We start from the raw sequence: 26055 nt of genomic DNA on the forward strand, positions 1-26055 counted from the left end.
ATGTCGATCGAGTTCTCAAAACACCTGGTGGTGACAGAAACGCCCATTCCCGGCGTTCTGCTCTTGGATCTCCCCGTCCACGGCGACAACCGGGGGTGGTTCAAGGAAAACTGGCAGCGAGAAAAGATGTTGGCCTTGGGCCTTCCTGACTTCAAGCCCGTTCAGAACAATGTCTCCTTCAATGAGAAGGCTGGAACGACCCGCGGTATCCATGCCGAACCGTGGGACAAGTTCATTTCTGTGGCTAGCGGTAGAATTTTCGGCGCCTGGGTCGATCTGCGCGAAGGCGCATCATTCGGAACGGTGTTCACGGCCACTTTGGACGCAAGCCAAGCCATCTATATACCGCGTGGAGTTGGCAACTCGTTTCAGACTCTCGAGGACAACACGGCCTACACGTATTTGGTCAATGACCACTGGAGCGCCGACGCACAGGCGCAATATACGTTCCTGAATCTGGCGGATGAGTCCGCAGCCATCGAATGGCCAGTTCCTTTGTCTCAGGCCGAGCTCTCGGATAAGGACAAAGCACACCCTCGCCTCTCCGAGGTTGTTCCCATGACACCGCTCAGGACTCTGGTGCTCGGCGCAAACGGACAACTTGGGAATGCTCTTCGCGAAGTCTACAAAGACGAAGCACAGGTCGAGTTTGCTGGTAGGTCAGAGTTTGACCTCACCTCTGACGAAGCCTTCCGTTCCCGGAATTGGAAGCAGTACGACACCATCATAAATGCGGCCGCTTACACGGCAGTGGATGCTGCTGAGTCCCCTGACGGTCGCAGGGCAGCCTGGCAAACCAACGTTTCAGGCGTAGCCAAACTGGCCCGCTTCGCAGTGGAACACAACCTGACGCTGGTGCATGTGTCTTCGGACTACGTCTTCGACGGCACAAAAGATGTGCACACCGAGGATGAGGAGTTTTCACCACTGGGCGTCTATGGGCAGACAAAGGCCGCAGGCGACGCCGTCGTGAGCGTGGTGCCCAAGCACTACATTGTTCGCGCCAGTTGGATTATTGGCGAGGGAAGTAACTTTGTTCGCACGATGTCCAAGCTCGCTGCTGCGGGAGTCAAGCCCGCCGTCGTCAACGACCAAGTCGGTCGGCTCACATTCGCGGAGGACATAGCCAGATCCATCCAGCACCTACTGAGTTCGCGGGCCGAGTACGGGACCTACAATCTGAGCAGCTCGGGACCGAGCCAGTCGTGGGCCGACATCGCAGCCGAGGTGTTTGAGCTAGCCGGGGGTTCGCGAGACGATGTCAGCGGGGTGAGCACGGAAGAATACTTCTGTGACAAGCCCGCTGCACCCAGACCGCTTAACAGCACACTGAATCTACAAAAGATCAATGCCACCGGCTTCGCACCACCACTTGCTTCTGATCGCTTGGCGGCCGCCATCGCCCCGTTGCCCTAACCGGGCGCAGCAGAGGTGCTGTCGTCGCTTAGACACCACACACGCAAGGCACAGGTGGTACGGAGTGGAGTTGGTCTTAGCTCCGACGCCACGGGCCTCGGTGTTACGAGACGAATCTAGGTCGAAACGAGCGGCAGGTACAATAAACATCGACCACGCATCCTAAGCCGCCGTTAGGCGAGCTACGTTGCCATACTGGAACAAATAATACGGGGGAAAACCGGTTTGGACCTACGCGAGTACCTGCGCCTTCTGCGCCGCAACTGGATACTGATCGTCGCAGCGGCACTTGTCGGTCTCATAGGTGGTGCCGGAGTATCGGTTCTGTCAAAACCCACCTATACCTCGGATACTCAGCTATTTGTCGCAATACAGAGCTCTGGATCAGTGATGGAGCTCCAACAAGGCAACACGTTCAGTCAAGCACGCGTGCAGTCATACGTGAAGACAGTAGGCTCCCCCGTTGTTTTGCAGCCAGCGATAGATGCTCTCGGTCTGGATATCACGCCTGAGGATTTGGCCCTAAAGGTCAAGGCCAGTACCGAGGTCAATACTGTCCTTATTAACATTTCTGTAGTCGACACATCTCCCGTCCAGGCCGCAGCCATAGCACAAGCTGTAGCTAATAGCCTCATCTCAGCAGTCGATTCATTGGAAAAGCCTAAAACTGGGGGCACTTCCCCCGTCGGACTTTCCATAATTAAACCCGCCACAGCGCCATCTGCTCCTTCTGCCCCAAACACTCGAATGAATCTGCTCATTGGATTAATCGCTGGACTTGCCTTGGGCATCGGCCTCGCAGTCCTTCGTGCAACCCTCGACAATCGCATCCGGGGCGAGGCTGATTTACGCCGTGTCACCGACGCGCCCCTGCTTGGAGGCATCGCGTTCGACCAAGATGCTTCAAAGAAACCGCTGCTGACGCAGTCAGCCCCACAAAGCCCGAGAGCAGAGTCCTTCAGGCAACTCCGCACCAACCTGCAGTTCGCTAATGTGGCCGGGCATGGGAAAACCGTTCTTGTCACTTCCTCCCTTGCCGGCGAGGGCAAAAGCACCACGGCGACAAATCTAGCCATCGCACTATCCCAGGCGGGCCAAACAGTGTGCCTCGTCGACGCGGACCTTCGTCGTCCAATGGTGAACGAATATTTGGGACTGGACCGCAACGCGGGACTCACGACAGCCTTAGTCGGAGCCGCTAGCGTCGACGACCTTCTCCAGCCATGGGGCACCGAGAGCCTCTTCGTGCTTGCATCTGGTCAGATTCCCCCAAACCCAAGCGAACTGCTGGGCTCAGCGGAAATGAAACACCTTATAAGCCGCCTGGAGGACACCTTTGACTCCGTTGTCATTGATGCTCCGCCCCTTCTCCCCGTGACTGATGCGGCGGTCCTGTCGCAGCACGTGGGCGGGGTGGTTGTAGTGGTGGGAGCACAAAAACTACGGACTCAAGACTTGGAAAAGTCGCTAGGGGCGTTGTCCCTTGTCGGATCAAATCTCTTAGGAATAGTCCTCAACCGACTGCCATCGAAGGGCGCCGACTCCTATTCATACGCCTACTACAGTCATGACGACTTGCATACAAAAGGCTCGGCACAAGCCGACTGGCAGCCGGCTTCGCACGAGAAAACCAAGTCGGAGTCGGCGCGCGGGCTCACTCTTAGCGACGAGACCTCGATGAGGCCGCGATCTCGAATGGTCTCACTCGATCGCCTAAATCAGCCCTAGACGAATACAGTGACATCCTTCATTGTCTGAGCCGACACAAACCCCTCACGGATTATCGGCGCAAAAGCCTTTGAGTAAAGCACGTCACTTACAAGTCAAGGTAGTTCAACGCTGCCGAACGTGCGCCAGATAGAGCATAGACTCGATACAACCATGGCCTAATTACCGAGCCGAACGAGGGATTGGATCAAAGTGAACAAGCGGTCAGATGTCGCCGCCTTAGTGGTGCACTACAACAGTCATGACACCCTGAACCTTACAATCAACAACTTGAGCCAGTTCTTTGACCCTCACAACCTCTTCGTCGTCGACAATTCATCGTCCCTTGCGCGAAGTTCACTAGACCTTAAAGCAACGATAATTGACGATGGTATAAACCACGGATACGCTGGCGGCGTGAACCGTGGGTTGCGGCAAATCTCCGCGGACTCCTCGATTCGAGAAGTCTTAGTATGCACTCATGAAACCCTCTTCCGCAGGAATGCGGTTGAACTTCTTCTAGAGACGGCCTCAGCCTATCCAGCTGGTCACATCGTAGCTCCTCAGTTGGTGACTATGGCTACTGACGGACAAGAGTCAATCTGGTCCAACGGCGGAGCGTTCACCTTTCCACTCTTCTACCCCCGACACAACACTTCACAGTCCAAGTCGGGCGTTCACCGCGTCGAATGGGTAGACGGTGCTGCATTCGTGGTCAGTACAGCAACCTGGCGCCAGGTGGGCGGCATCCCGGAGGAGTTCTTCATGTACATGGAGGACGTCGCCCTTGGCCTAAAGTGTCGGAAACTCAGGATACCTGTACTCGTAAATCTCGATGCTGTAGTTGAGCAAACAGCCAATGGGCCCAGCCGCAAGCTGGCAATCCGCAATAGAGCCATCCTGGCCATGCGCTATATGGGGAGCTTGCGACGTTCCATTGTTTTGACAGAAATTCGTTTCCGTAGCATTCTCATGGCTCTTCATCCCAAGATGAGCATTAGAGCCAAATCCCTGGAGAGCAGGGACGCCCTGGAGGAAGCTCTGACCCTCGTTGCGAGCCTTAAGAAGGGGAAGCTGTCCAGATCGCATTCGAGATCTGGGACTTAGAAATGCAGCTCCTAGCTACTGACCCCACAAAGTCAATACGTCGAAGTGCTGGCCAGATAAAAATCTGCCATCCTACGTCGGAGTCGGCTAAAAGGCAGTTAGCCATGATGACGAGAGAGTCACTCTATGGGTGAGTCATTGAACTACGTATTGGCAGGTGTTGCTGCTGTCGGTGTGCTCTGCATGTGGATTCGCGGTTGGTTGTTTACCACCTGCGTCCTTGTTTCTTTCGCTTTGATCTACTCCGCCAGATACACTCAGACAATCGTTCCTGTGCGGGTCGCACTGCTTGCTTTCCTGACGATAGGGCTCCTCGCACTGATCTTTGAGGGGCGCGTTGACCTGAGTCGACGCGCCAAGTTCTTATCCGCTTTACTTATCGTTGCAAGCGTTTCTCTAAATCTTCTGGGTCTCTCGATTACCGATGAGTCCTCGAGTGAGTCGCTCTTCCGTTACACTCTTTTGTTTCCCTTGGCAGGTCTATCCGGCTTCATTTTCTCCCGGTCTGGCAAGGGCCCTCTGGTTGCTCGAATCTACGTAATCGTGACGCTCTTCATGAGTCTGCTCGCAGTAGTTGAGCGGCTCAGCGGTAGTTTCATCGTCGCAGGCACATACGAGAATGCTGGTCGCTTGGTCCGGGATGGGACCGTCAGAAGTATTGTCTTCGCAGAGCATCCTCTGGTTCTCTCAGTGCTACTCATCTGTGCCCTGCCCTTCGTATCTAAGGCCATCCATCCACGCTGGCTCTGCTTCATGGCGTACATAAGCATCGTTGCGGGGATCATCTGCACAAACAGCCGGGGCGCTCTGGTCCTATTGGGGATATGGGTTGTGGTAGCCATCGCCGATAGAATGGGCTTGCTCAAGTCCGGTCTAACAAAGATCTTGAAAATTTTGGCCGCGGTTATCGCGGCGTTGGCGTTCCTTGGACTCTTGTTGGGGAGCGGCTCGGAACAGCTAGACAGCTCCTCCGCAGTCGATGCCAGCGCTGAATACCGTACAGCCCTTTACACTTTTGCGGCCAGATCTCTGATCGAACGACCACTCGGATGGGGGATTTCCGGCCTGCCAGAAGGAACGTACTTTGCGACAAGCCTCTTTGGGTCGCTGGATGTGTCAAAGACTGTTGACTCCGAGCTGGCATTGGCTATGTTCGATTTCGGGTGGCTAGGACTGGCAGCTTTCGTAACCACTACCTTCGCGTTGCTACGTCCGCGGCGGATAGCGTCAAGTTTTGGACAGGCAGCATTTCTCGCAACGGCGTCCGGATTATATCTAGCTCTGCACTCCTGGACGGGACTGGGTTCCTTGTGGTGGCTGCTCATCGGGCTAGCCTTCGGGCTGAAGGACGTGAAAAATCCTCCAGCTTCAGACGCCGAGCAACGACTCCAAGATCAAAGGAGATAGCTCCGATCCGAGCCTTCTTGCTTTGACGAATAGAGACCCTGGCCGCTGCTTCCTCGGTAGCTGAAGTCTGGGTCGTGTACATGTAGCTCATTGGCCCCATTGACCAAGGCCCTCCACAGCGCGAAGCAACCTTCTTCCAGACCTATTTCTTAGCATTTCCGCAGGCATGCTCCTCCTGATGCCTCGATGGGACTGCGCTCCTATAAAGAGCCAGACTAGCGAACGTCAAGCTTGGTCGCCCGCCGTCGTCGCCGCCCACTGTAGTCACAAAGGGAGCGTTACTATGCCAAGTATTCCGCATAACAGGGATTAGTGCACAGTTGAATCCCCCAGCGAGAATCGCAAGAAGGACTCGGTATCATTCCCATAAAGGAGCTGGTCACCTTGAGCTCACTTGGGGAACTGCAGAATGAGCCACAGCCTAGAGAATTCGACGAATTGCAGTCCAGGAAAAAGCAAACATCTTTGGACCGGCCGCAAGAAAAACGTATAGGCTACCAGTTCCGAAAAATAGTGATGCCATTATGGTCAAAGAGACAGCGCTATTGAAGAACAACCCACACGCGACTGCAACCAATACACAACCCAGCAATACAAAAGGAAACCAAGAATCTCTGTTCGAAAGGGCAAAATGCTGGAGGGCGGGAGCCAGGCTCGCAAGCGCTATGGCAACCAAACATGCGGGAACCAACCAGTTCAAGGATTCGCTAAAGGCTGGGCCAAAGAGCATAGGTACTAGCAATATCGCGCCCACAGCCGCCACCCCGGCCAAAGGTATGCTCATCAGGACGCAGACCTGCCATAGGAGTCTGGTACGTTCGCGCAAACGCATCAATGGTGCTGACGCGTAGGAGTGTTGTATGACGGTTTGAAAGATCTGATACGAAATTTGCGGAACTAGGGCCATTACAGCGTACAAACCTACGATATGGACACTTGCTTGGCTGATTATAAGAATGCTATCCGCCTTGATCGCCAACGCTTCCACAACCTGGGAACGCCATGCCCGCCACGCTCGCCCGATCAATGAAACAAACCGCACGTATTGCGACGGTTGAGCCAGTGTCGATTTAAGGAGACGCCTTCGAGATCGAACAATCAAGATCATTTGTGAAATCAAAGAGGCTGCATTCAAGGCAATTACCAACCATAAGCTAAGAATCCCAGCGGCAAATGCCGCAACTATTCCCAAACAGACCGTAGCCGAGGCAGCAAGATTAGCCATCCCGTATTGCCGCGTGCAGCCCGCGACAATGAGAATGTTTGCATCAATGCTCCTACTTGCGCTCATCCCCGAGACAGTGAATAGAGCGGCAGTAGCAAGGAGTTCTTCTGATTGCAATCCAAGGCCAAACCCCAGTGTGAGACCGAGCGTCAGTGATATCGCAATGGAGATGCCCGAGATTTTTCGGCCGCGCCGGCTCCATTCATGCATCGTCCCCGGGTTTTCTGCAACCTCTTGTCGCGCAAGCAAGCCAAGACCTAGAGCCCCCACTAGACTTATAAAGACGGAAACCAGAAGGATAATCGCCAGTTCGCCTCGCGCCCCCGGGCCCAAGCTACGGGCCGTTAGCGGGGCCGTAATCAGACCGGCAAGAACGGGCGCCACATTCCCGGCTAAATGAACGAAGGCCCTCACCCGCGACGTCCAAGGGATGAGATGACTGACAAACTATTGCTCACGGCGCTTTTCCATCCAGGATCTGCGGAAGGAGCCATAGAGGTAGCGCACCGTCTTAACAAGGTCCTGCATAGCTAGGCGTCGAAGTCTGAAGCCCCGAAATTCCGGAACTGACCAGCCAGCAATCCTGCGTCCTGTCACCCTGCCCCACAATGTGGCACGCCTGTCGACCTGAAGAGGCTGGACGGCACTAATCTGACTTAGCACCAACGGCTCGGCAACAATAACGCCGGCCGCGATTGCGGACATAATGACTTCATGGCCTCTTCTGGTCCTGGCGATGAGCGCGCTTACCCCACTACTGTCAGTAAACTCCGGGTAGCCCTTTGCGTCTGTCTTCCAGAAATCGCCTGCCACGATATCGGCGCTCTCGCCGACACCGTCAGGACAGATCTTGCACCGCCACTGCATCGAAGGCCCCAGAGTCTTTCCCCATGACTCGTCATACGAAGTAGCGAAAGTCTGTCCTTCGTTCGTCTCAACGAAGAACTCGCCTGGCCACCCGTGACCTCGATACCTCAGCGTCCGAATGCTCGCACCACCTGGGATGCCCAATTCACGAAGCAGTCGCTCGGTGGCGAGCTGGCTGGGCACCCCAGCGCAAAAGAACGACAGCAGGAGGGGTCGTTCTTCCTGCCCACGAACGTCCATCACCTTGCGCAGCGCGGCCGCTTCGCACGGCTTTCCCACTACAACAGATGCTGATGACAGCGCTTCCTGTCTGCTGGCAATGGAAACGGGCGCATACCGAGACCCTGAAAGTTGCAAGAAATTGTCTCCGGCGTGGAGTTGAACATCCGCGCTCCGTTCCGGGGTTGCTCTATCGACAGATGCACCAATGAGCTGTGACGCTTTCCCTGTTTCAATCATCCATGCGGCCAAGGCAGTCAACACCCCACCACTGCTGCCCCTAAAGCGAGTCTCATCATCGGCAGCCCACGCCTGCCAGCTGGACACTGCATGCCCCAAAGTGGGTTCAAACTGCCTGCTAGGTTCAGACCCCTCAAGACCAGGGCGCTCCACAATCAGCCCGGGACATGATTGCTTCAGCTCTGAAACCGCACACTTACCTGACGGTCGAATGGGCAACTGTCTGCGTGGACGATTAAAACCCGCCTCATCGAGCTTCATGACAGTTCCTTTGTCGATCAACGCACAGGCGCCACAGCCGGAACAGTTCCCGTTCCTGACGACTGCTTTGACAATCTCGTCGAATTCTTTTTGACTGGCAGTCATCTTCAAACCTTGACCTGGTCTGCTAGGTGGGTCGCCGCCACGGCGAGCAGAGACTCGGCTCGTGTTCGCACGTTGAGAGCTTCGGCCGCAAGCCCTTCGGTTTCAAGCAACGCCATAACGCTGTTAGCTATCCCCTCATCAGCGTTGAGATCGATGGTGTAAGGCCAACCAATGTCTGCCAGCAGCGGCGCGAACTTCCTAGAGTAGGCCAACGGAATCGCCGGCTTTCCGAGCGAGAGGGCATTCAAACAGGCATGCATGCGGGCACCAATCACGATGTTTGACTTTGCGATAAATGCGCGGGCCTCATCTAAGCCTGTTGGAATGAAGGCCTCCAGTTCCTCGCCAAATTCATCCATCAGTGGTTGTATGGCGCGCATGTCGTTGTCTGCCGAGGCATTGTCTAGTACGTGGGCCAGAAGAGTCACGCGACGGTTGGCAGCTAAACATCGTCGAATTAGTTCGCGAGTTAGCTCCTGGTATGCCGCACGAGAGCCGTGCGCATCCGTACCCCACAAAAGGCCCGATACATTCAGCACTACGTCACTGGCGGGCACGCTCGACGTGGCGACATCCGGCAAGGAAAATACCACATCCGTGGCTAGGCAATCGACTTTCCGACCAAGCCCTGCAGCAAAATTTGCACTCGTGCTGTCCCGTGCCATGACGGTCTGTGCATCCCTTAAGGTGCGCTTCGCGGCCACTTGTCCAAAGAAAGACCTAAACGGCCCTATGGTTTGGGGCGCGAGTACTACTGGTATGCCTGCCTTCTTAGCCACCCGCCGCGTGTAAACCATAATGGCCAAGCGTTTTATACCGTAGATATCGGTAAAACTGTCTCCAGCTCCCGTGTCGATTACAACGTCGTATGCGTTCATGCGGCTTCGTAAAGTCGCGCTGCCCGTCAGGAGACCCCGAAGGACAATTTTTCCCGAAAGTTGCGTTCCAAGCGGACCGAACTCAAAGCTCTGGAAGTCTACGATTGCATCCTCGCCCCAGGCCTGTCGAGCCAAGGCAGCCGCACCGTCACCCAAGACCCGGACGCCGAGATTGCTGGAAGCACCGTCTGCCCATAAAACTAATACCCTTGCGCCCATTTTCCGCTTTCTACTTGTCTCGTGTCATGGACCACGTGCTACTGAAACGGCATGTGGAAATCAAGTTCGTAGCCTAATTCGCGTGTTCTTTCTCCAATTACGACCGCAGGAACTCCAGCAACAATGGTATATGGGGCTACATCCTTGGTTACCACTGCACCGGCTGCAACCACCGCCCCTTCCCCCACTGTCACCGACGGTAGAATCGTGGCCCTGGTCGCTACGTAAGCCCTATCGCCGATATAGACAGGGCCCCCCTTTGTCCCGAATGTTCGGCTCTGAGGATCATGGCCTACTGTGAATATTTGGACATGCCCACCGATGTTGACGTTGTCCCCGATTTTCAATTGCAGACGGCCATCCAAAAAACAGTCATTGCCCACAATGGAGTTGGCTCCAATCGCGATCCCCCGAGGGGCAAAAAAAGCAAGTCGCCAGTGAACCGATGTGTGGGGTCCGATCTCCATACCAAAAATAATCCGGTACATGGCAAGTCTAAAGACGTGAATGGGAACGCGTCCCACAAGAAAACCTATCCATAACTTAAATCCCTGAAGATACAAACGCATTGTCTGTCCCCTTGCTAATTCTAAAGCTTGCCAGAATCTATAAGCATCCGTTTTATTACATTGGTGAAGGCATCTTGGCTGAACTGACGATCAAATCGGGTTCGTGCTGGGCTCGGAGGAAGCTTTGCTGGCATATCAAAAAGCCGGTCGACCGGCGCGATATAGTCCGCCCATTCCGGGTCGAATCCTGACACTACGTGCGGAGTGCCGAACAACGGAATGCCATGAGCCATCGCTTCCACAGCCTTCGCCTTGATTCCTCCGCCGTGATCGATTGGCACGATGGCAGCATCAATACTTCCATAGAATTCTGGCAATGAATCTACACGCCCCATTACGCTTGCTGGAACATTCCAATCTCGGACTATCTCTGATCCGAATCCGGCTACCACTATCTCAACCGGGCGAGAAGCAATCTGCGACTCAAACTCCGAAAAGAATTTGCGCAAAGAAACAACATTCGGCGCGTATTGGAAGTTTCCTATAAAGCCTACTCGCAGCTTCTCACCGTGAGAAGATCTCCGCCTGATTGGGGTCGCAGTTATTGGGGTCGGCAACCAAAAGCCCTGACTCTCGTCCTGCAAACCCACCGCTGATTTATCACTGAAGCCTGCAAAGGTATTTGTTAGGGGGTACGTGGCTAAAGTACGTTGTCTGAAGGACCAGTAAAGGCTTTGCAGGAGGCCACCTGGCGTTGATAAGAGAGTGGACTTTCCCATGGTCAGCGCGTTGACGCTCCATAGGTCCATCCAGTCAAATATCAATGTTTCCGGTGGTAGAGAGTTTTTTGCTGCCCCAAAAACTGAAGGAACAGTTACCACGTTCAAATCGGCGGCAGGCAGCACATTCAGTCGCTGCTCAATGGGCATCGGAATTAGACGTTTCTTGAGGCGCCTTAATGTCCCTATATTTTCCACTCCCGATCCAACGGATCTCAGAGGATGGATTGTTGTTTCAAACCCAAGTGCCGTAAGGGCCTTATACCACGCGATGGCCCGCAGTCCGCCACCATCCAGGGGCATCTCATCAATGCCGTACCAGTAAACAATATTAGCTTGAGGGACCTTGACCAACTTATCTTTCCTCAACAATCTCGGGCCAAAGCTCTCGAAGTCGCAGCTCAAAAGACTCTATGGAGAATTTGTCCTCAAAGTCCAACTTGGCCTGATTACCAAGGGCCGCGGCGGAGGCTCGGTCGACGTTATTCAGCAACCGCCGCAGTTCGAGCTCGTCGCCCATTTCAAACAGCAGGCCGTTATGGCCATCTCTAACGATGTCAACGACACCTCCCGCACGGCTTGCGATCACAGGTCTGCCTCGAGCGAAAGCTTCCACAAGCACTAGGCCGAAAGGCTCTGGCCGGTCGGATGGGAGGACCAGAAAGTCGGCTTGGTCGATGTATCCCGCTATGTCATTGACTTCACCGATGACAGATACTGATGAAGAGTGCCTTAGGTTACGTACAAGCGCCTCAACGTCCACGCCGGTCCCCATGGATGGTGGCCCTCCCAAGATGATAAGTTCGCCGGGGCACGTATCTTGGTTCCAGGCGCTGAGAAGGGAGAAATGACCCTTCCAGCCGTTCCACCGACTTGCAATCAGAAACCTGAGCGGTCCACGCAGTGTCTCCAAGGGGACTAGTGGTGACGCCGAAGGACGGTGCGCGTTAAGGAGAAGTCTAGACCGCTGGTGTAGTCGCTTAGGGAGCGACTCTCGAGCCGCACGAGATATGCAGACAATCTTATCCGCAAATTCGGCTGCTAACCCTAGAACAGTTGCCTCCCGGGGAGCCCATATCTCCTGCAGATGAAGGACGACGCGTTTTACTCTGGCTAGTTTTGCTATGGGCAAGCAGAAAACCATTGCCGATGTTGTGCAATACGCAACGTCCGGCTTAGCTCTCTTCAAATCCCGGTACGTCCTCCAGACTCTTGAAATGAGAGGGAATGCACCACGTACGGTCAGGTATCGGCGTCGAAGTACTGGAAGAGCGGCAACCCGGTTTGAAACGCCGAGTTCTTGCAGGCGACCACTCAGTTGCCTATCTGATGATGGTATGTCATCGGGCAACCAGACCTCGGTACGCTTTCTTGCGCTGGCTGGCAACGACTGCAGAACGTCCAGAAGGATCTTGTCCGCTCCATACATTTCATTTGATGAGTGCAAAAAGACGACGGACGGTTCATTTGTGCCCACATAAGACTTCATCGCGACCTCAGAATCCTTGAAGGAACGCCAGCTACGACAGAGTTGGCGGGAACCTCTCGCACGACCACACTACCCGCAGCCATCACGGAGCCACTGCCGTGTGAAAACGATCATGGATCTCATGGCTTTCGGATAAGAGGCGAACATCCGGCCCGAGCTTTACATCATTTCCAAGGCGAATTTCACCCGCACGTCCGATGAAGCAGCCTCTATCAAAGTTTGAGCGATCGCTCACCCTTAAACCAAGGCCTACCACCCCACCGTTGTACCTGAACCGTCGAATTTGCGGACCACGTCCAATGGAACTACCGATCCCGAAGTTCAGGCTGCGGCTTGCCAGGTTTTGAAGCGCAGCAAGGTCTTCGACGACAAGACGGCTGGCATTCGATATGAATTGAGGGTTTTCTAGGCGGGCACCTCTGCCATCGAACAAATGTCCGTCTGGCTGCCTTAACCATGGACTCCGAGGGATGCCCCGGAGGAGCTTTTGGACTAATCGGAGATACATTTGAGCAGAGGCCCGGATACTAGCCGTCCACTCAAGTCCCGTGAAGCTGAACGCACTCAACGACGCACCGTCGCCTTGACCTTGGCCTTGATCCTAGAGCGGAGAGTTTCCTCATAGCTTCGGCAGACGGCCGCCCAGTTGTAGCCTTCCTGGACCCGGCGTAGTGCAGCATCCGACAGATTTTGCTGTAGATCATGGGAATCCATCACACGACGCACGGCGGCGGCAATAGATTCCGGGGTTGGTGAACAAAAGATCCCTGCCGTTCCCAAAACCTCGCGGTTATAAACGGTATCGCGGGCAACTGTCGGGGCCCCATTGGCCATAGCCTGAACCAAAGCGGGATTGGTTCCTCCGACACTGTGTCCGTGGAAGTATGCCCCACATTCTTTCCATAGTGCTAAGAGCCTCTGATCGTCAGAAATATGTCCCAGCCAATGAACTTTCGGATGTTCATCCACCAGACGCTGCACGGCCTCCTCCATGGGTCCGCCATAGCCAGAGGAGCCGACAATTACTACGTCGTAATCTGCAGCGAGCTCACGTGCAGCTTCGAGAAACTCTGGAATGGTGTTTTCTGGGACGAATCTTGCGACAGCAAGTACATACCGCCGGACAGGAAATTCGCCGACCAAAGATTCTGATGTCGCCGGTTCCCCACCATAGGGTATGAAAACGCTCGAACGTGCAAAGTCTTGTTGCCAACGCCGCGAGATCTCCTTGGAGTCAGCGACAAGGGCTGTTCCGAACCTGGCGGTCATTTTAGCACCCAGCAAGAACATGCTTTTAGCAAGGCGGCCCCATTTGGCGCGCTCCCACTCAATACCGTCCACGTTGACCACGGTGGGGATTCCGCGCATCGCCAAAAGGGGAAGCCAGAAGCCGTTGGCTACGTTCATGACCAGCGCCACGTCCGGACGCCGCCACATGGCGTGTAAGCACGAGGTCAAGCCGAAGCTGAGCGTGCTTAGGGACTTATTTTCAATTCCAAATGTCCTAATGCTGTGGACACGACTGTCCCGGGAAGCATCGTCATCATTCACATTTTTCCGTCCGTAGACGGTGACATCCCATCCGTTCTCTGCCAAGAAGGGAGCGATTTTGCGGACGGCTGTTTCGAAACCACCGTAGTAGCTGGGATAGCCACGAGTCCCAATAATGGCCACAGACGGGCCCTGCCATGGCGTAGGCTGTTTTTCCACTTTTCCCCATTATTTCCGAGTGCAGTTGAGTCTCCAAATGTCTGCCGCCGAACCTGCGGACACACGCTGCACCTCTCGCCATTCGTTGTTTCAGACGTTTTGACCCGCTCGAGCCGAGACTCCAGGGCGCCAAGTTGCAGCTCCCACTGGGTCAGCAAGATAAGCATACGATTCGTGCATGCCGAACGACGCGTTCGTGACAAGCATCCCACAACAGTCCACTGGATGTTTCTGGCATAATCGAGCTCCGCAGTCCCTCCACAACGGGGCATGATGGATACGCGTCTGCTTCGGCCGGCCGCGCGTGAGGTGTAAGTATGAGCAAACAACGAAACATTGCTCTCGTGCAGCCAAGCGCCTGTATCCTATGCACGGGGATCGCCCAAGGGTTGACTACTTAGATATCGTGGGGATGGTAATTGGGGACCGGAACTGATTGGCGACCGCGAACATCGCGGCTACTCCGGTTTGTCGACGCATTCGTGATAATTTGGGCTGTTTCCGGAGCGTACGTAATCCGCTTCGGACTTGAGCCGGACCTATTCGTGTCGTTGCAGGAGCCAAACTACCTGTGGCTGTCAATCGCTCTTGCGGTCGCGTGGTGGCTCATGCTCGGCGCGTGGAACAGTCGCCAAAGCCGCATACTGGGCGCCGGCCCGGACGAGTACAAGCGCGTGGCCGCCGCCTCTTTATGGCTGTTTGGTCTTGTCGCCATCTTCTCCTATGTTCTTCGGATTGAAACAGCCCGGGGATATGTAGGAATCGCGCTCCCTGTTGGGCTGGCGGGTCTGTTGCTTGCTAGGTGGCTGCTGCGTCAGCATCTCAATGTTGCTCGGCAGAAGGGAAAGAGTATGTCGAGACTTCTACTTCTGGGTGGCCCCAGTGCCATCTCTCATCTTGCTGCATCCCTTCACAGTGCAAAGCACGCCGGGTATCTTCCAGTAGCGGCATATACACCAGGAGCGCTAGACAGCCCACGTGTAGAACCTGAATCCGGTCTCCCCATTCTTGGCTGCGCCCCAGACACGATCTCCGTGCTGGCCGCCATAGACGAGTGCGGTGCTGACGCGGTTGCGGTCTCGGCAGGAGTGCAGCTCCATCCACAGACGATCCGCCATCTGGGCTGGGAACTCGCCGCTCGCAACGTGGGTCTGATCATGGCCCCGGCCCTAACAGATATTGCTGGCCCTAGGATTCACACTCAACAAGTCGCCGGCTTACCTTTGATTCATGTTACGACTCCCACGTTAGAAGGAGGTCAGCGCGTAGCAAAGCGGCTGTTTGACATCTTCGTGGCTGCTCTCGCGATCCTCTTGGCGATGCCGCTGATGTTGGCACTGGCTATATTGGTCAAGGTTGATAGTAAGGGCCCTGTGCTCTTCAAGCAGGATCGCGTCGGCATGGAGGGCAGGCCATTCCAGATGCTCAAATTCCGTTCAATGGTCATTGATGCAGAAGCTCGGCTAGCTGAACTCCAGGATCGGAATGAAGGCGAGGGGCTCCTTTTCAAAATCAAGAATGACCCTAGAATCACTCGTGTCGGAGGCGTTCTGAGGAAGTTCAGCCTAGACGAGCTTCCTCAGCTCTTTAATATTCTCAGAGGCTCCATGAGCCTCGTGGGTCCACGTCCGCCACTACCTAGCGAAGTCGAAGCTTACGAGCACGACGTTCGACGGCGTCTACTTGTCAAGCCCGGGCTGACTGGGTTGTGGCAAGTAAGCGGACGTTCTAATCTCTCGTGGCAGGACTCCGTCCGGCTGGATCTTTACTACGTCGAAAATTGGTCGCTTGCTGGCGATCTTGTAATCATCTTGCGAACAGTCAGAGCCGTGTTCCGGAGCACAGGCGCATACTGATCGACAGATTTGACCCTAATAGTGAAAAAGGTTGTGGCGGCAAAATGTGGTCCCCTAAATCCCGCACCAAAACCAAACGCTCAGGTCATGGGGGCCGACGGCGTCTCATAACTGCCGCCGTGTGGTCAGCGGCGGTCGCTGTCGTTCTCCTGGGCGCCGCCCTATGGTTAGGCGGCAAGGTCGCCACGGTTAAGTCCGAGCTGGAAGCCGCCACCAATCTTGTTCCGATGCTTAAGTCACAGGTGGCAGCAAACGATGCGGACGCCGCCAGGGCAACTGTTGAAACTCTCGTCCAGCACACCGGATCAGCCCGTGACGCGTCTCAGGACCCGCTTTGGAAGGCGGCGGCGGCGCTGCCATGGATTGGTCCGAATCTAACGGCAGCAAGTGAGGTGTCCACTTCCGCCGATGACGTAGCGCGGCTCGGGGCACTGCCACTCGTCAAGGTTCTCAAAACACTAAATTGGGGGCAGCTTACGCCTTCTCCGACCGGCGTTGACCTCTCGCCCCTGAGAGCCRCAGCACCACAGATACAGACAGCGGCGCACGCCGTGCATGAGTCTTCTCAAAGGCTGGACTCGATAGACACTGACGCTCTCGTGCCCCAAATCTCCCGCCCACTAATCGAAGCACGAACGGAGCTTGCAGGACTTAGCCAAGATCTTCTGTCGGCTGCTGATGCCACCAAGTTGGCTCCAGCCATGTTAGGCGCCGACGAACCCCGCCGGTATCTCCTCATGATGCAGAACAACGCCGAGTCTCGGGCAACGGGCGGAATCCCTGGAGCACTGGCCGTTCTAAACCTAGACAAGGGCAAACTCAGTCTGGAGTCCCAAACAAGTGCCGGCGCTATGGGTACCTTCGACCCTCCTTTCCCAATTGACCCAGAGCAGCAGGCGATTTTCTCCAAGCGCGTTGGAAAGTTCATGCAAGACGTAAATCTCACCCCTGACTTCCCAACGGCGGCAAGGACGGCTCAAGCCATGTGGGAGAAAAATATGGGCGAACGTCTGGACGGCGTTCTTTCAGTCGACCCCGTGGCCCTTAGCTTCATTCTTGAGGCCACCGGGCCTGTGGAAATCACGGATCCCAAGATACTGGCCATCGGCGGTACGCTACCCAACAAACTTACAAGCGAAAACGTGGTTCGTACCCTACTCTCAGATGCCTACGCCGCTATCAAAGAACCCGCCCTTCAGGATGTCTACTTTGCTGGGGCAGCAAACCAAATATTCGGTGGCGTGTCCTCGGGAAGAGCGGACCCTAAGAAGCTTGTTGAGGCGCTAACGAAGGCAGTTGCAGAACGCCGCATTTCAGCGTGGTCTTACGCTGCGGCTGAACAGGACGTACTAAGTCGATATCCCATAGCAGGTTCGATCTCGGGAGTCACCGTGTCGCCAGCCCAGTTCGGCATCTATTTCAACGACGGCACCGGCGCCAAAATGGATTTCTGGATGAAGCGCAGTGTTCAATTAGTCAGAGACTGCACGCGCGACGGATACCGTGAAGTCACGGTAAGAGTTACCAGCACAAACACGGCACCGTCCGATGCCGCAGAGTCGCTTCCGGCCTATGTAACAGGCAACGGTGCTTTTGGGGTGCCAGCCGGTAGCGTGCAAACGAACGTTGTAGCCTATGGTCCGGTCCAGTCGAATATTGACACTGTTGTCAAGGACGGCAATCAGATTCCCTTTGCGGCCCAACACCATAGCCAGCGCGCTGTGGGGACATCCACCATCCGGCTTGCCCCTGGGGAAACCACAACTCTGGACTTCAACTTTGGGCACATCGTTCAGCATTCGGAACCCAATTTGGTTGTTACACCGACGACCCAGCCTGTTATTGATGTGGTCCAAACCCAGCAGTCAGCTGCTTGTGAATGAGATAAGACGCCTAGGTTAATCCTTTGTAACGGGTATGGATTTTCTTTGCTGCCAGCGGGCATTGAATGGTACGTTCTACGTGGGCAGCATAATGAGATTTCGCTTACGGTCTCGTAGGGTCTCAGAAATCTCCAACACCACGTAGCACCACCAAAGGTCTCAGGGGGGACACACATGAGGAAATCTCTTGCAGCACTTACGCTTGCAGGCTCTATCGCGCTTCTCGGCGCAGTACCGGCCGTAGCAAACAACGCCAACTACCCAGCACCTAACACCAGCGTCGCCGTCTCTGATGCCTCTGTGGCACCTGGTGAAGCATTTGTCTTCAGCGGCACCGGATTCACCCCCGGTGAGGGCATTACCATCACGGTAACACCGACGGGCGCACCTGCAGCCAGTGGGAGCAGCGTTTCGGCCGGAAGCCTGTCCATTGCTGGCCGCATACCGCTGGCACCGTCAACTCTTTCGGCTGTCGCTGATGGGAACGGCGCCTTCTCGGCTCCCATCGCCATCAACGAACCGGGTGCTTACGCCGTCACGGCTACCGGTAACTCATCAGGAGTAACGGTCGGCCCCGTCACTGTCGTCGTCGGCGGTGCAGCGCTTTCCAACACTGGCGGCAATGCCGGCACTGGCACGGGCACTGGCCTTGCCAACACAGGCGGCGTCCCGCTGGCCAACACTGGCGCTGACTCAAGCCTTATTCTGTGGTCCCTTGTGGGCGCAGGAGCACTTGCCGCCGGCACCGCGTCTGTCGTGGTAGCACGCCGTCGCGCAAAGAGCACCGAGCTCTCTGCCTAAGAGGCAATTGCTGTGAAGGGTGGATTGCCAACAGGGTTTCACGTTGGCAATCCACCCTTTTTGGTTTCTTCGCCCCACCGTAAGTGTCGACTGTGGTATGCATGGGAGGTATGGGGAGACACCTGAGAAGGCGCAGATGGCAGTTTTCGCTGAGGCTGCCGAAGTTCCGAAAGCCCCCCATACCGCCGGAGTTTTTTCAGCACGCACTACTCGTGTTACTTGCTGTAGCAGCGCTTTGCCTCGGTTCTTGGGCTCTCATGCGAACTCTTTGAAGGCGCGATTGAAAAAACCACTAATTTGGCGAATAGCCCTAACCGCTTATCTTCTAGGCTTGGCGACGGTTGGATTTTGGCCATCACCCGTTGACAGACCCGTCCAGGGGATGCTCGCTAGGGTGATAAGGTATCTGCACGTCAACGGTTGGCCGAGCTGGTTTGACTACCACTTCATTGAGGCGTCGGCCAACGTTGTTCTGTTCATTCCATTCGGAATTTTGGCCGCTTTGGCTCTGCCGAGGAGGGCCTCGTGGCAGCAGACGGCCATCGGCTTCACTACCTCAATGTGCATGGAAATAGGCCAGATGCTTTTTATTCCCGCCCGATTTTCAAGCCTATTGGATGTTGTCACAAATACGGTCGGGACAGTCATAGGCGTCGGACTAGTGCGTCTGTTGCTGCGCGGAAAAACCGTCAAGCCCACAGAAGAGCGCCACTGATTCACTTCTTCGCATGTCTGGCTGGGGTCAGCTTCGCGTAACTTATTCTTCCAGGACGCCATGCCCTCGCTATTAAGGGAGAGCCCAGATTTCGTTCAGGCGACTAAACCCTCCGCGTGGCGGTCATTCATGAAGCATGCGGCGATTTTGGAAAGTAGCCTTATGATGATGCGAGCGGCACGCCTCGATCAAATGTTGCCCAAACAGGGGCGTGCCGCTGCCTCAAGGGCGAAGGGATACATCCCGGAGACCAACTCATCAACCAAAATCAGCCATAGTCACTTTGAAGGGACACCACAGTACTTGCCGTACATCGACATCAACCCCCACAAAAGTGGACCCAAGTGGCGCAGCTATGTTGCCTTGTCAATCCTGTTGGTTGCAACGATCGCAATCGTCACCATCTCGCTAACAGTCCGCTAAACCCGCGCCGTCACTGAATTGAGAGCCGTCCAGCGACCACCATACGAGGACTAAAGGGAGATGGTTCTCAGGTTCCCACCTTTTGCCTCGCCCTGAATCCTCATTGGTTCGATTTTCCTCTAAGGGTCTAGTGCTGCGACCTGAGGTCGGCAGAGGCAAGACTGAGGTGAGCATCCGGCCAGTTCGGAAACGCGGTGAAAGGGGGATGATCGCCTACCAGCATAGCTTCCGAACACCCTGCGCAAATAGGGTGCCGGCTATTCTCCCTTAGTAGGGAAATTCCCCGCCAACCGTGAATCGACGCATGTCTACTGGGGAGTTATGCTGCCGTACAATTTGCGTTATGGGGAAGCTTAGGAATTTGGTCGGTGGTCGACGTGTCACGCCCGCATGTGACTATGACGTGTTCATGATCGCCGGCCAGTCAAATGCTTTGGGTGCCGGCTTAGGCCAGCAAACAGCCTTCAGCCCAAAGGTGCATCAGTTCGCAGGTAGTGGCAGGAACACTGGGCGCATAATTGCGGGGCTGGACCCACTTTGGCATCACACTCGAGCACCTGGGATCGGCTTCGGGCTCACCTTCGCTAGCCTCCATGCGGCAGCAACCGGAAAACACGTTCTGGTGGTGCCCGTGGCGCGGGGCGAGTCAGGGTTCTTCCCGCAGTCCGGATACTCATGGGACGTCGATGATCATGATGGCACGATCAACCTCTTCGCGTTCGCTTGTCGGCAACTCAGGGCCGCTTTGCACGCCCACCCAGGAAGCCAACTCCGGGGCATTCTGTGGCACCAAGGCGAATCTGACGTTCGCCACCTTGGCCAATCTGAATACGCCGACAAACTTGACACGCTGATCCAAGGGTTCCGGCTCGAGTTCGGGCTCGCGCCTTTCCTCGTGGGACAAATGAACCCGGACCGAATGACCRAAGCCGCTGAGACACTACCTGGATTCCCCGCGATTGACGCAGCCCATCGCAACACGCCGTCTCGAGTTCCGGTGACGCGCTTCGTTGCTGGTCCCCGCGGAATGTACAACTCACCCTCGGACAAGCTGCACTATAACGCCGAGGGCCAGAAGGAACTGGGCCGCCGCTATTACGATGAGTACCGTAAGCTCGCACCTGCTTAATGAAGGTGAGCAACGCCTCTTGTCCGTCGTACCGTCGAAGTGCGTTTCTGAGCGTTTTATGCTATAGGGCGTCAGGCTTCTGTTTGCCACCGGTTTGGACCTCCGCGTTTGTCTCGGCAAGGAACGAGCGCAGGCACCCGTAGGACTACGGGCAACAGTGCGATAAAGCGTCTAAATGAATATTGTTCAGGTTGAGTGCACTAAAATCGTTGAATGACTTCTTGGGGGAAACTCTCTGCATTGCTCGCCGTAGTTGCCTTGACCCTAACATCGTGCGCAGCAGAGCCTTCGGCCGTGGACCCTGACATCATGGCCAAGGCTCAGGCTTACGAGCAAAAGGTCAAAGATGAAATCGGGGCTGAGATCGCTGCCGAGGCCGAAGGAAAGCACGTACGCATGACGTTCCCCGCTGACCGTCCACTGCGGCTACTCGTTACAGGCGACTCGCTCGCCGACGGCTTCTTCGCCAGCACGAAGGACGCGGGTTTCACGAAGATTGTCGAGCGTGGCATCGAGAAGGTTGGCCCTGTGGAGGTCGTGGGCGCGTCTCAGGCGCATGCCACTCTTTCCAAGGTCAATTCGATTCTTGAGGTACCACCGAACCTTGACCTAGCCATTGTTGAACTTGGCACCAACGACGTCGGCGCTAAGACTGACACCGCATCCTTTGACACCCAGTACGGGGCTTTGCTTTTCAAGATTAAGAAGCAGTCTCCGTCGGTTGCGATGATCTGCCTTTCAACGTGGCAGTCACCAGCCACCACAGCGCCCGCGTATAACAACATCATCAATAAGAACTGCAGTGAAGCTGGCGGCAGGTATGTTGACTTGACTGGTACGTTCCTCCGGGAAGCCAATCGAGGACCGGCGGGCGCGGATACCTGGGGCGGAAAGTCCGATATGTTCCACCCAAACGACAAGGGCCATAAGGCCATAGCTGACTTGATCCTTGATCGGATCAAGATGTCCTAGCGGACTTGGCGAGAAGAGCTGCTCAGCCTTGTGGGGTGAACGGTTCGGGAAGCCAACCCGGTACGCGGTCTAGCGTTCTGCTCCCGGCAGCCACATTGTCGAGATAATCGCAACACCGCCGATTTTTAGGATGCCGCAATTCTCATCGGCGGAGCGAGGCAGCATTTGCATGCTATTTAACGGTCACAGCCTCCGCGGTAAGAGTTCTATCTGTGTAAGCGCAGGGCATTGTCGGTCGTGCGTTTCGATCGCTTCCGCGACTGACCTAACCCCGTCCAACCTCCCACGCCCCCACTCCATCCGCAATCTCCTGCATGCGTGTGGTGAAATTGCTGCTCGCCGGGCACTGACACCACCGTGCCGTCGATGACGCCGGTTCAGCTCGAGCCACTCCGGTAGTCCAGGTTGAGCCTCGTCAATCACAGAGTGTGGGCGGTGCCCGAAGTATCGTGACGGCAAGGCAACCGAGGTCTACGGCGAAGTCACGGGCGTTTGGACAGCCCTCCGAGGAAGCTCCTCAAATCCTCCGCCACTCTCTCAGGACATTCCCAGAGCACCAGATGACCGGTCCCCTCGTAGATCTGCACTCGTGCGCCCTCGATACGGCCAACCAGGGTTTCCTGATGCTGTCGCGGCACCAGGTGATCGTGGGCGCCCCAAAGCATCAGCGTCGGGACAGTAATGTTGCCGGTCTCCGTCGGAGGAACGGCCTCGCAGAATCCCCGCAGTGAAGTCTTCCAAACCGAGGCTGGCATGGCCAGACCGTCCTGTACCCGGTCCTCGATGTATGCGGCCGGCACAGTGTGCAACATTCTGTACCAGGCCAAAGACTCACGAACCCAGTTCTCTGGGATCGGATCCGTCAGTTGCTCCACCTCGGCCGCAAAGGGCGGCCTTCCGTGGAGAGTCAGCGGCGCGCCTACCAACGTCAAGGATGCAACAAGCTCCGGATGAGAGACAGCGAGTTGCTGGGCGACGTAACCACCACTGGATGAACCTAGGACATGTGCCTGTTTGGCTCCGAATGCCTTAAACACGGCAACGACGTCCTCAACAACTTCACAAAGCGAGTAGCCGTCTGCCGGTTTGTCGGCCGCACCATGACCTCGCAGATCAGGCGCGAGAATCACAAATTCAGGAAGCGAAGCAATGAGGCGATCAAAACTCCGCCAGGACTCGCCCCAAGCGTGCAGAAGCAGAAGTGGGGCGCCGCCGTCGTCGGCTGCTTGTTCCAGGTTCCCTCGCACGAAACAAGGCACACTGATCCCGGTGTTCAGAGATACGGTCCTGACTTCGGACTCCATGGCCTCAGCGTACGCTCGCCCCGCTGCTGGCAGGAAGGCATACGCTACCGCCGCCCCACCTCCCATTTCCTAACCCCATCCGCGATCTCCCCCGCATGCGTGTGGTGGAGGTAGTGTTCGCCCGGCAGGGGCACCACCGTCCCGTCAGTGACGCTGGCAGCCTGGCCCCGATGCAGGTCAAGCCACTCCGGGGTCTGTTTGTTCTCCGCAACAACAAACAGCAGCAGCGGCAAATCTTTCGGGAATGCCGTGCCCAGGGCGTTCTTGAAGTTCGAGGAAATGTGGGCCATCTCGTTCAGGTACGTGGGAGACATCGAATTCCGGTTGGTGAGCATCTGCATCTGCTCACGCGCGTATTCGGTATAGACGGGGTTGTCGTCGGAGCTGGTCACAGCTGTGATGAGCCGGAGCAGGCCAAGGTTTTTCGCGACAGACATCAGGCCTGTAGGGAACTCTGTATCCATGCCTGGTTGCCCCGGGACGGAAGTGTCAATGCCGACAAAGGCGCTGACTTCCTCCGGGTAACGGTTGGCGTAGTCGATGCCATAGAGACCGGCGATGGAGTGTCCCATCAGGATGTAGCGATTGACGTTGAGAGCCTGAAGGGCCCCATGAACTTCCTGCACAATGTTTTCGGTAGTCCGGTCCCGGTCAGTGCCATCACTCAAGCCGTAACCCAAGGGCTCCACCACAATCACCCGATGGTCCTTGGAAAGGTCGCGGACCAGAGGTGCGAAGTCCAGCACAGGCGACGACGTTCCAAAGCCCGGTAACAGGACGACGTCCTTGATGCCGCTGCCGGTCACCAGGACGTTGATCTTCCTGCCGTCCACCTCCACCCGCTGACCATAGGATTCAATCCTGCTGCTCTCGGAATTGCTCGCCACCACGTTCACCACGCTGGTGGTCGCCAACCCCAGCGCCACCACGGCCCCAATCGCAGAGACTGTCACGAGTAATTTCTTTACTGCCCTCTTCAAACATGCCTTCCCAGTGCGCGCCGTGCGCCCTGTATCCAGCCTCGCTTGTCCCGGCGGCGAGCGCGTCACCCCAGGGTGCTCACTTGGGTAGTCCGTTCGGGGTACGAGGACTTCCTCCTTGGGATRACACCCGCCGAAGACCCCACGCAAAAGCCGGCGGCAGCAACGCCGTCGTGATCCCCGGCGCCTAACCGATGATCGGCCGTTCCTCGGGGAGCATGAACAACCTCGGCCGGGATGCCAGCGCGATGGCTGAGGCAACCGTGACGGAGCCGATGCGGCCGGTGAACATCAAGGCCATCAGCACCCATTCTGCGGCGGGCGGCAGGTGGTAGGTGATTCCTGTACTTAGGCCTACCGTGCCGAACGCGGAGATGGTTTCGAAGAGCACCTTCTCCAGGCTGTAGTCGGTAACCATGAGGAGCAGCAGTGTCCCCAGGACAACGGCTCCTACACCCAGCAAGGCCACGGTGAGCGCCTGCCGTTGGGTGGATGAGCTGATGGAGCGGTGCGCGATGGTGACCTGCTCGCGTCCGCGAACCTCGTTCCAGATGGCGAAGCCCAGGACCAGGAACGTGGTGATCTTGATGCCGCCGGCCGTTCCTGCGCTCCCGCCGCCGATGAACATCAGAATGTTGGTGACCATCAGCGTTTCCGGGGTGGCTACGCCGTAGTCAATGCTGTTGAAACCGGCCGTCCTGGGAAACACGCCACCTGCCAGGGAACCCAACAATTTGCCGGTGAAACTCAGCGGCCCCAGCGTCTCCGGGCGGTTCCATTCGAAGGCCGCGAACAGCACTATGCCCGCGCCCAGCAGCAGCAAAGAACCGTAGACGGTCAGCCGCAGATGAACGGTCCAGTTCTTGAACTTGAAACCGGTCCTGAACAGCTGTATGATCACCGGGAAACCCAGTCCTCCAGCAACGATGGCGGCACAGATAGGGACGATGATCCAGGGGTCTTCAGCGAATCCGATGAGGTTGTCGCTGTACAGGGCAAAGCCTGCGTTGTTAAAGGCGGAAATCGCGTGGAAGACCCCATGCCAGAGGGCCGTGCCGGGGTTGTCGTCATAAGCGATCCAGAAACGTGCTGTCAGGACGAGCGCCGTGCACGCCTCGAAAACAGCCATGATCTTGAGGACCTTGAAAAGGACGGACTTCACGTCGCCGAAGTTCAGGGTGTGGGTCTCGGACTGGGCCACCAGCTGGCCACGCAGTCCAATGGTCTTTCGCACAAATAATGCCAACAGAGTTGCCAGGGACATGATCCCGAAGCCGCCCACCTGAATCAGTGCCAGGATCACCCCATGCCCGAAAGGCGTCCAGTACGTAGCAGTGTCAACGGTGATCAGACCGGTGACGCACACAGACGACACCGCGGTGAAGAACGCTGTGGTGACGATATCGCCGCTGTCGCCTGTCCTCGATATCGGCAGCATCAGCATGCCCGCGCCGACGATGATCACCGCCAGGAAAGCCAGAGGCACCAGACGGACCGGATGCAGCAGCCCCGATACCAAGCGCTGCCCTTGGTCAGCAACAGCCAACTGCAGCGGGCTGCGGCGGATGAGGGAGCGTTCAGTCATGCCCGATCTTCCTAGTGGGTAGGCTTCCGTGCCGAAGCTAGCACCGATCAGCTATGGATCGGCGGGAAGCGGGCAGATCTTGACGAATCCTTAACGCCCCCGCGTTAAGAGCGCATCAAGATTTCCCACGTCCGCATTAAGGAACCGTAAGGAACGTCTTTTCGCCACTTTTGCGGGAGTTGACTGTCATCAGCCCCGCAATCGGGGCACTGATGAAAGGACGTTCCAGTGGCCGACGTGGCTGTTGTGGTGATTCTTGTGGTGAGCAT

20 protein-coding genes are annotated in these 26055 nt (G+C 56.2%); 10 read left to right on the forward strand and 10 right to left on the reverse strand.

The window, feature by feature from the left end; all coding sequences use genetic code 11:
- From AB4Y81_RS03600 to AB4Y81_RS03615, 4 genes are all read left to right on the forward strand, one after another.
- Complete coding sequence (locus AB4Y81_RS03600) at positions 1-1416, forward strand: sugar nucleotide-binding protein (RefSeq protein ID WP_441995297.1); 1416 nt, start codon at positions 1-3, stop codon at positions 1414-1416.
- Positions 1417-1641: 225 nt separating this feature from the next.
- Positions 1642-3144: a polysaccharide biosynthesis tyrosine autokinase gene (locus tag AB4Y81_RS03605; RefSeq protein ID WP_441995299.1), complete on the forward strand. Its 1503-nt coding sequence runs from the start codon at positions 1642-1644 to the stop codon at positions 3142-3144.
- A gap of 192 nt (positions 3145-3336) precedes the next feature.
- On the forward strand, positions 3337-4230 hold the full coding sequence (locus AB4Y81_RS03610; RefSeq protein ID WP_441995301.1) for a glycosyltransferase family 2 protein: 894 nt from the start codon (positions 3337-3339) through the stop codon (positions 4228-4230).
- Between the two features lie 126 nt (positions 4231-4356).
- The gene (locus AB4Y81_RS03615) at positions 4357-5637 is read left to right on the forward strand and encodes an O-antigen ligase family protein (protein WP_441995303.1); all 1281 of its coding nucleotides are present in this window, start codon (positions 4357-4359) and stop codon (positions 5635-5637) included.
- A gap of 421 nt (positions 5638-6058) precedes the next feature.
- Here the strand turns inward: AB4Y81_RS03615 and AB4Y81_RS03620 are convergent, their stop codons facing one another.
- From AB4Y81_RS03620 to AB4Y81_RS03650, 7 genes are all read right to left on the reverse strand, one after another.
- Positions 6059-7111, reverse strand: a complete 1053-nt coding sequence (locus AB4Y81_RS03620) for a hypothetical protein (protein ID WP_441995305.1) — start codon at positions 7109-7111, stop codon at positions 6059-6061.
- A 198-nt stretch (positions 7112-7309) separates the two neighbouring features.
- Positions 7310-8554: a Coenzyme F420 hydrogenase/dehydrogenase, beta subunit C-terminal domain gene (locus AB4Y81_RS03625; protein WP_441995307.1), complete on the reverse strand. Its 1245-nt coding sequence runs from the start codon at positions 8552-8554 to the stop codon at positions 7310-7312.
- Between the two features lie 2 nt (positions 8555-8556).
- Entirely contained in the window at positions 8557-9651 is a 1095-nt protein-coding gene (locus AB4Y81_RS03630; RefSeq protein WP_441995309.1) for a polysaccharide pyruvyl transferase family protein, read from the reverse strand.
- A 38-nt stretch (positions 9652-9689) separates the two neighbouring features.
- Entirely contained in the window at positions 9690-10220 is a 531-nt protein-coding gene (locus AB4Y81_RS03635) for an acyltransferase (RefSeq protein WP_441995311.1), read from the reverse strand.
- Positions 10221-10240: 20 nt separating this feature from the next.
- The gene (locus AB4Y81_RS03640) at positions 10241-11293 is read right to left on the reverse strand and encodes a glycosyltransferase family 4 protein (protein ID WP_441995313.1); all 1053 of its coding nucleotides are present in this window, start codon (positions 11291-11293) and stop codon (positions 10241-10243) included.
- A 1-nt stretch (position 11294) separates the two neighbouring features.
- Positions 11295-12428, reverse strand: coding sequence for a glycosyltransferase (locus AB4Y81_RS03645; protein ID WP_441995315.1), 1134 nt, complete (start codon positions 12426-12428; stop codon positions 11295-11297).
- A gap of 564 nt (positions 12429-12992) precedes the next feature.
- Positions 12993-14102: a glycosyltransferase gene (locus tag AB4Y81_RS03650; RefSeq protein ID WP_441995317.1), complete on the reverse strand. Its 1110-nt coding sequence runs from the start codon at positions 14100-14102 to the stop codon at positions 12993-12995.
- 455 nt (positions 14103-14557) lie between these two features.
- Here AB4Y81_RS03650 and AB4Y81_RS03655 point away from each other — a divergent pair, with 455 nt between their 5' ends.
- The 6 genes from AB4Y81_RS03655 to AB4Y81_RS03680 all read left to right on the forward strand — a co-directional run bounded on the left by AB4Y81_RS03655 (position 14558) and on the right by AB4Y81_RS03680 (position 21917).
- Complete coding sequence (locus AB4Y81_RS03655) at positions 14558-15994, forward strand: sugar transferase (RefSeq protein ID WP_441995319.1); 1437 nt, start codon at positions 14558-14560, stop codon at positions 15992-15994.
- Between the two features lie 701 nt (positions 15995-16695).
- On the forward strand, positions 16696-17877 hold the full coding sequence (locus AB4Y81_RS03660) for a DUF4012 domain-containing protein (protein ID WP_441995419.1): 1182 nt from the start codon (positions 16696-16698) through the stop codon (positions 17875-17877).
- 174 nt (positions 17878-18051) lie between these two features.
- On the forward strand, positions 18052-18678 hold the full coding sequence (locus tag AB4Y81_RS03665) for an LPXTG cell wall anchor domain-containing protein (protein ID WP_441995320.1): 627 nt from the start codon (positions 18052-18054) through the stop codon (positions 18676-18678).
- 136 nt (positions 18679-18814) lie between these two features.
- Positions 18815-19393 (forward strand): VanZ family protein, encoded by a 579-nt coding sequence (locus tag AB4Y81_RS03670; RefSeq protein ID WP_441995321.1) that lies wholly within the window; start codon positions 18815-18817, stop codon positions 19391-19393.
- A gap of 832 nt (positions 19394-20225) precedes the next feature.
- Positions 20226-20945: a sialate O-acetylesterase gene (locus AB4Y81_RS03675; RefSeq protein ID WP_441995420.1), complete on the forward strand. Its 720-nt coding sequence runs from the start codon at positions 20226-20228 to the stop codon at positions 20943-20945.
- A gap of 213 nt (positions 20946-21158) precedes the next feature.
- Positions 21159-21917 (forward strand): SGNH/GDSL hydrolase family protein, encoded by a 759-nt coding sequence (locus tag AB4Y81_RS03680; protein WP_441995322.1) that lies wholly within the window; start codon positions 21159-21161, stop codon positions 21915-21917.
- Between the two features lie 482 nt (positions 21918-22399).
- Here AB4Y81_RS03680 and AB4Y81_RS03685 read toward each other — a convergent pair whose 3' ends face one another.
- The 3 genes from AB4Y81_RS03685 to AB4Y81_RS03695 form a co-directional block, all read right to left on the reverse strand.
- Complete coding sequence (locus AB4Y81_RS03685) at positions 22400-23221, reverse strand: alpha/beta fold hydrolase (protein ID WP_441995324.1); 822 nt, start codon at positions 23219-23221, stop codon at positions 22400-22402.
- A gap of 44 nt (positions 23222-23265) precedes the next feature.
- Positions 23266-24174, reverse strand: a complete 909-nt coding sequence (locus AB4Y81_RS03690; RefSeq protein ID WP_144401320.1) for an alpha/beta hydrolase — start codon at positions 24172-24174, stop codon at positions 23266-23268.
- 214 nt (positions 24175-24388) lie between these two features.
- Positions 24389-25786, reverse strand: a complete 1398-nt coding sequence (locus AB4Y81_RS03695; RefSeq protein ID WP_441995327.1) for a TrkH family potassium uptake protein — start codon at positions 25784-25786, stop codon at positions 24389-24391.
- Positions 25787-26055: the final 269 nt, after the last annotated feature.

It is taken from the genome of Paenarthrobacter sp. TAF1, from assembly GCF_052113825.1.
In the GTDB taxonomy this organism is placed as follows: domain Bacteria; phylum Actinomycetota; class Actinomycetes; order Actinomycetales; family Micrococcaceae; genus Arthrobacter; species Arthrobacter nicotinovorans.

Bases quoted from the DNA above. Each gene is read 5' to 3' on its own strand.
- AB4Y81_RS03600 (WP_441995297.1), top strand. From the start codon at position 1: ATGTCGATCGAGTTCTCAAAACACCTGGTGGTGACAGAAACGCCCATT.
- AB4Y81_RS03615 (WP_441995303.1), top strand. From the start codon at position 4,357: ATGGGTGAGTCATTGAACTACGTATTGGCAGGTGTTGCTGCTGTCGGT.
- AB4Y81_RS03625 (WP_441995307.1), bottom strand. From the start codon at position 8,554: ATGACTGCCAGTCAAAAAGAATTCGACGAGATTGTCAAAGCAGTCGTC.
- AB4Y81_RS03630 (WP_441995309.1), bottom strand. From the start codon at position 9,651: ATGGGCGCAAGGGTATTAGTTTTATGGGCAGACGGTGCTTCCAGCAAT.
- AB4Y81_RS03635 (WP_441995311.1), bottom strand. From the start codon at position 10,220: ATGCGTTTGTATCTTCAGGGATTTAAGTTATGGATAGGTTTTCTTGTG.
- AB4Y81_RS03645 (WP_441995315.1), bottom strand. From the start codon at position 12,428: ATGAAGTCTTATGTGGGCACAAATGAACCGTCCGTCGTCTTTTTGCAC.
- AB4Y81_RS03660 (WP_441995419.1), top strand. From the start codon at position 16,696: ATGTTAGGCGCCGACGAACCCCGCCGGTATCTCCTCATGATGCAGAAC.
- AB4Y81_RS03665 (WP_441995320.1), top strand. From the start codon at position 18,052: ATGAGGAAATCTCTTGCAGCACTTACGCTTGCAGGCTCTATCGCGCTT.
- AB4Y81_RS03670 (WP_441995321.1), top strand. From the start codon at position 18,815: ATGGCAGTTTTCGCTGAGGCTGCCGAAGTTCCGAAAGCCCCCCATACC.
- AB4Y81_RS03680 (WP_441995322.1), top strand. From the start codon at position 21,159: ATGACTTCTTGGGGGAAACTCTCTGCATTGCTCGCCGTAGTTGCCTTG.
- AB4Y81_RS03685 (WP_441995324.1), bottom strand. From the start codon at position 23,221: ATGGAGTCCGAAGTCAGGACCGTATCTCTGAACACCGGGATCAGTGTG.
- AB4Y81_RS03695 (WP_441995327.1), bottom strand. From the start codon at position 25,786: ATGACTGAACGCTCCCTCATCCGCCGCAGCCCGCTGCAGTTGGCTGTT.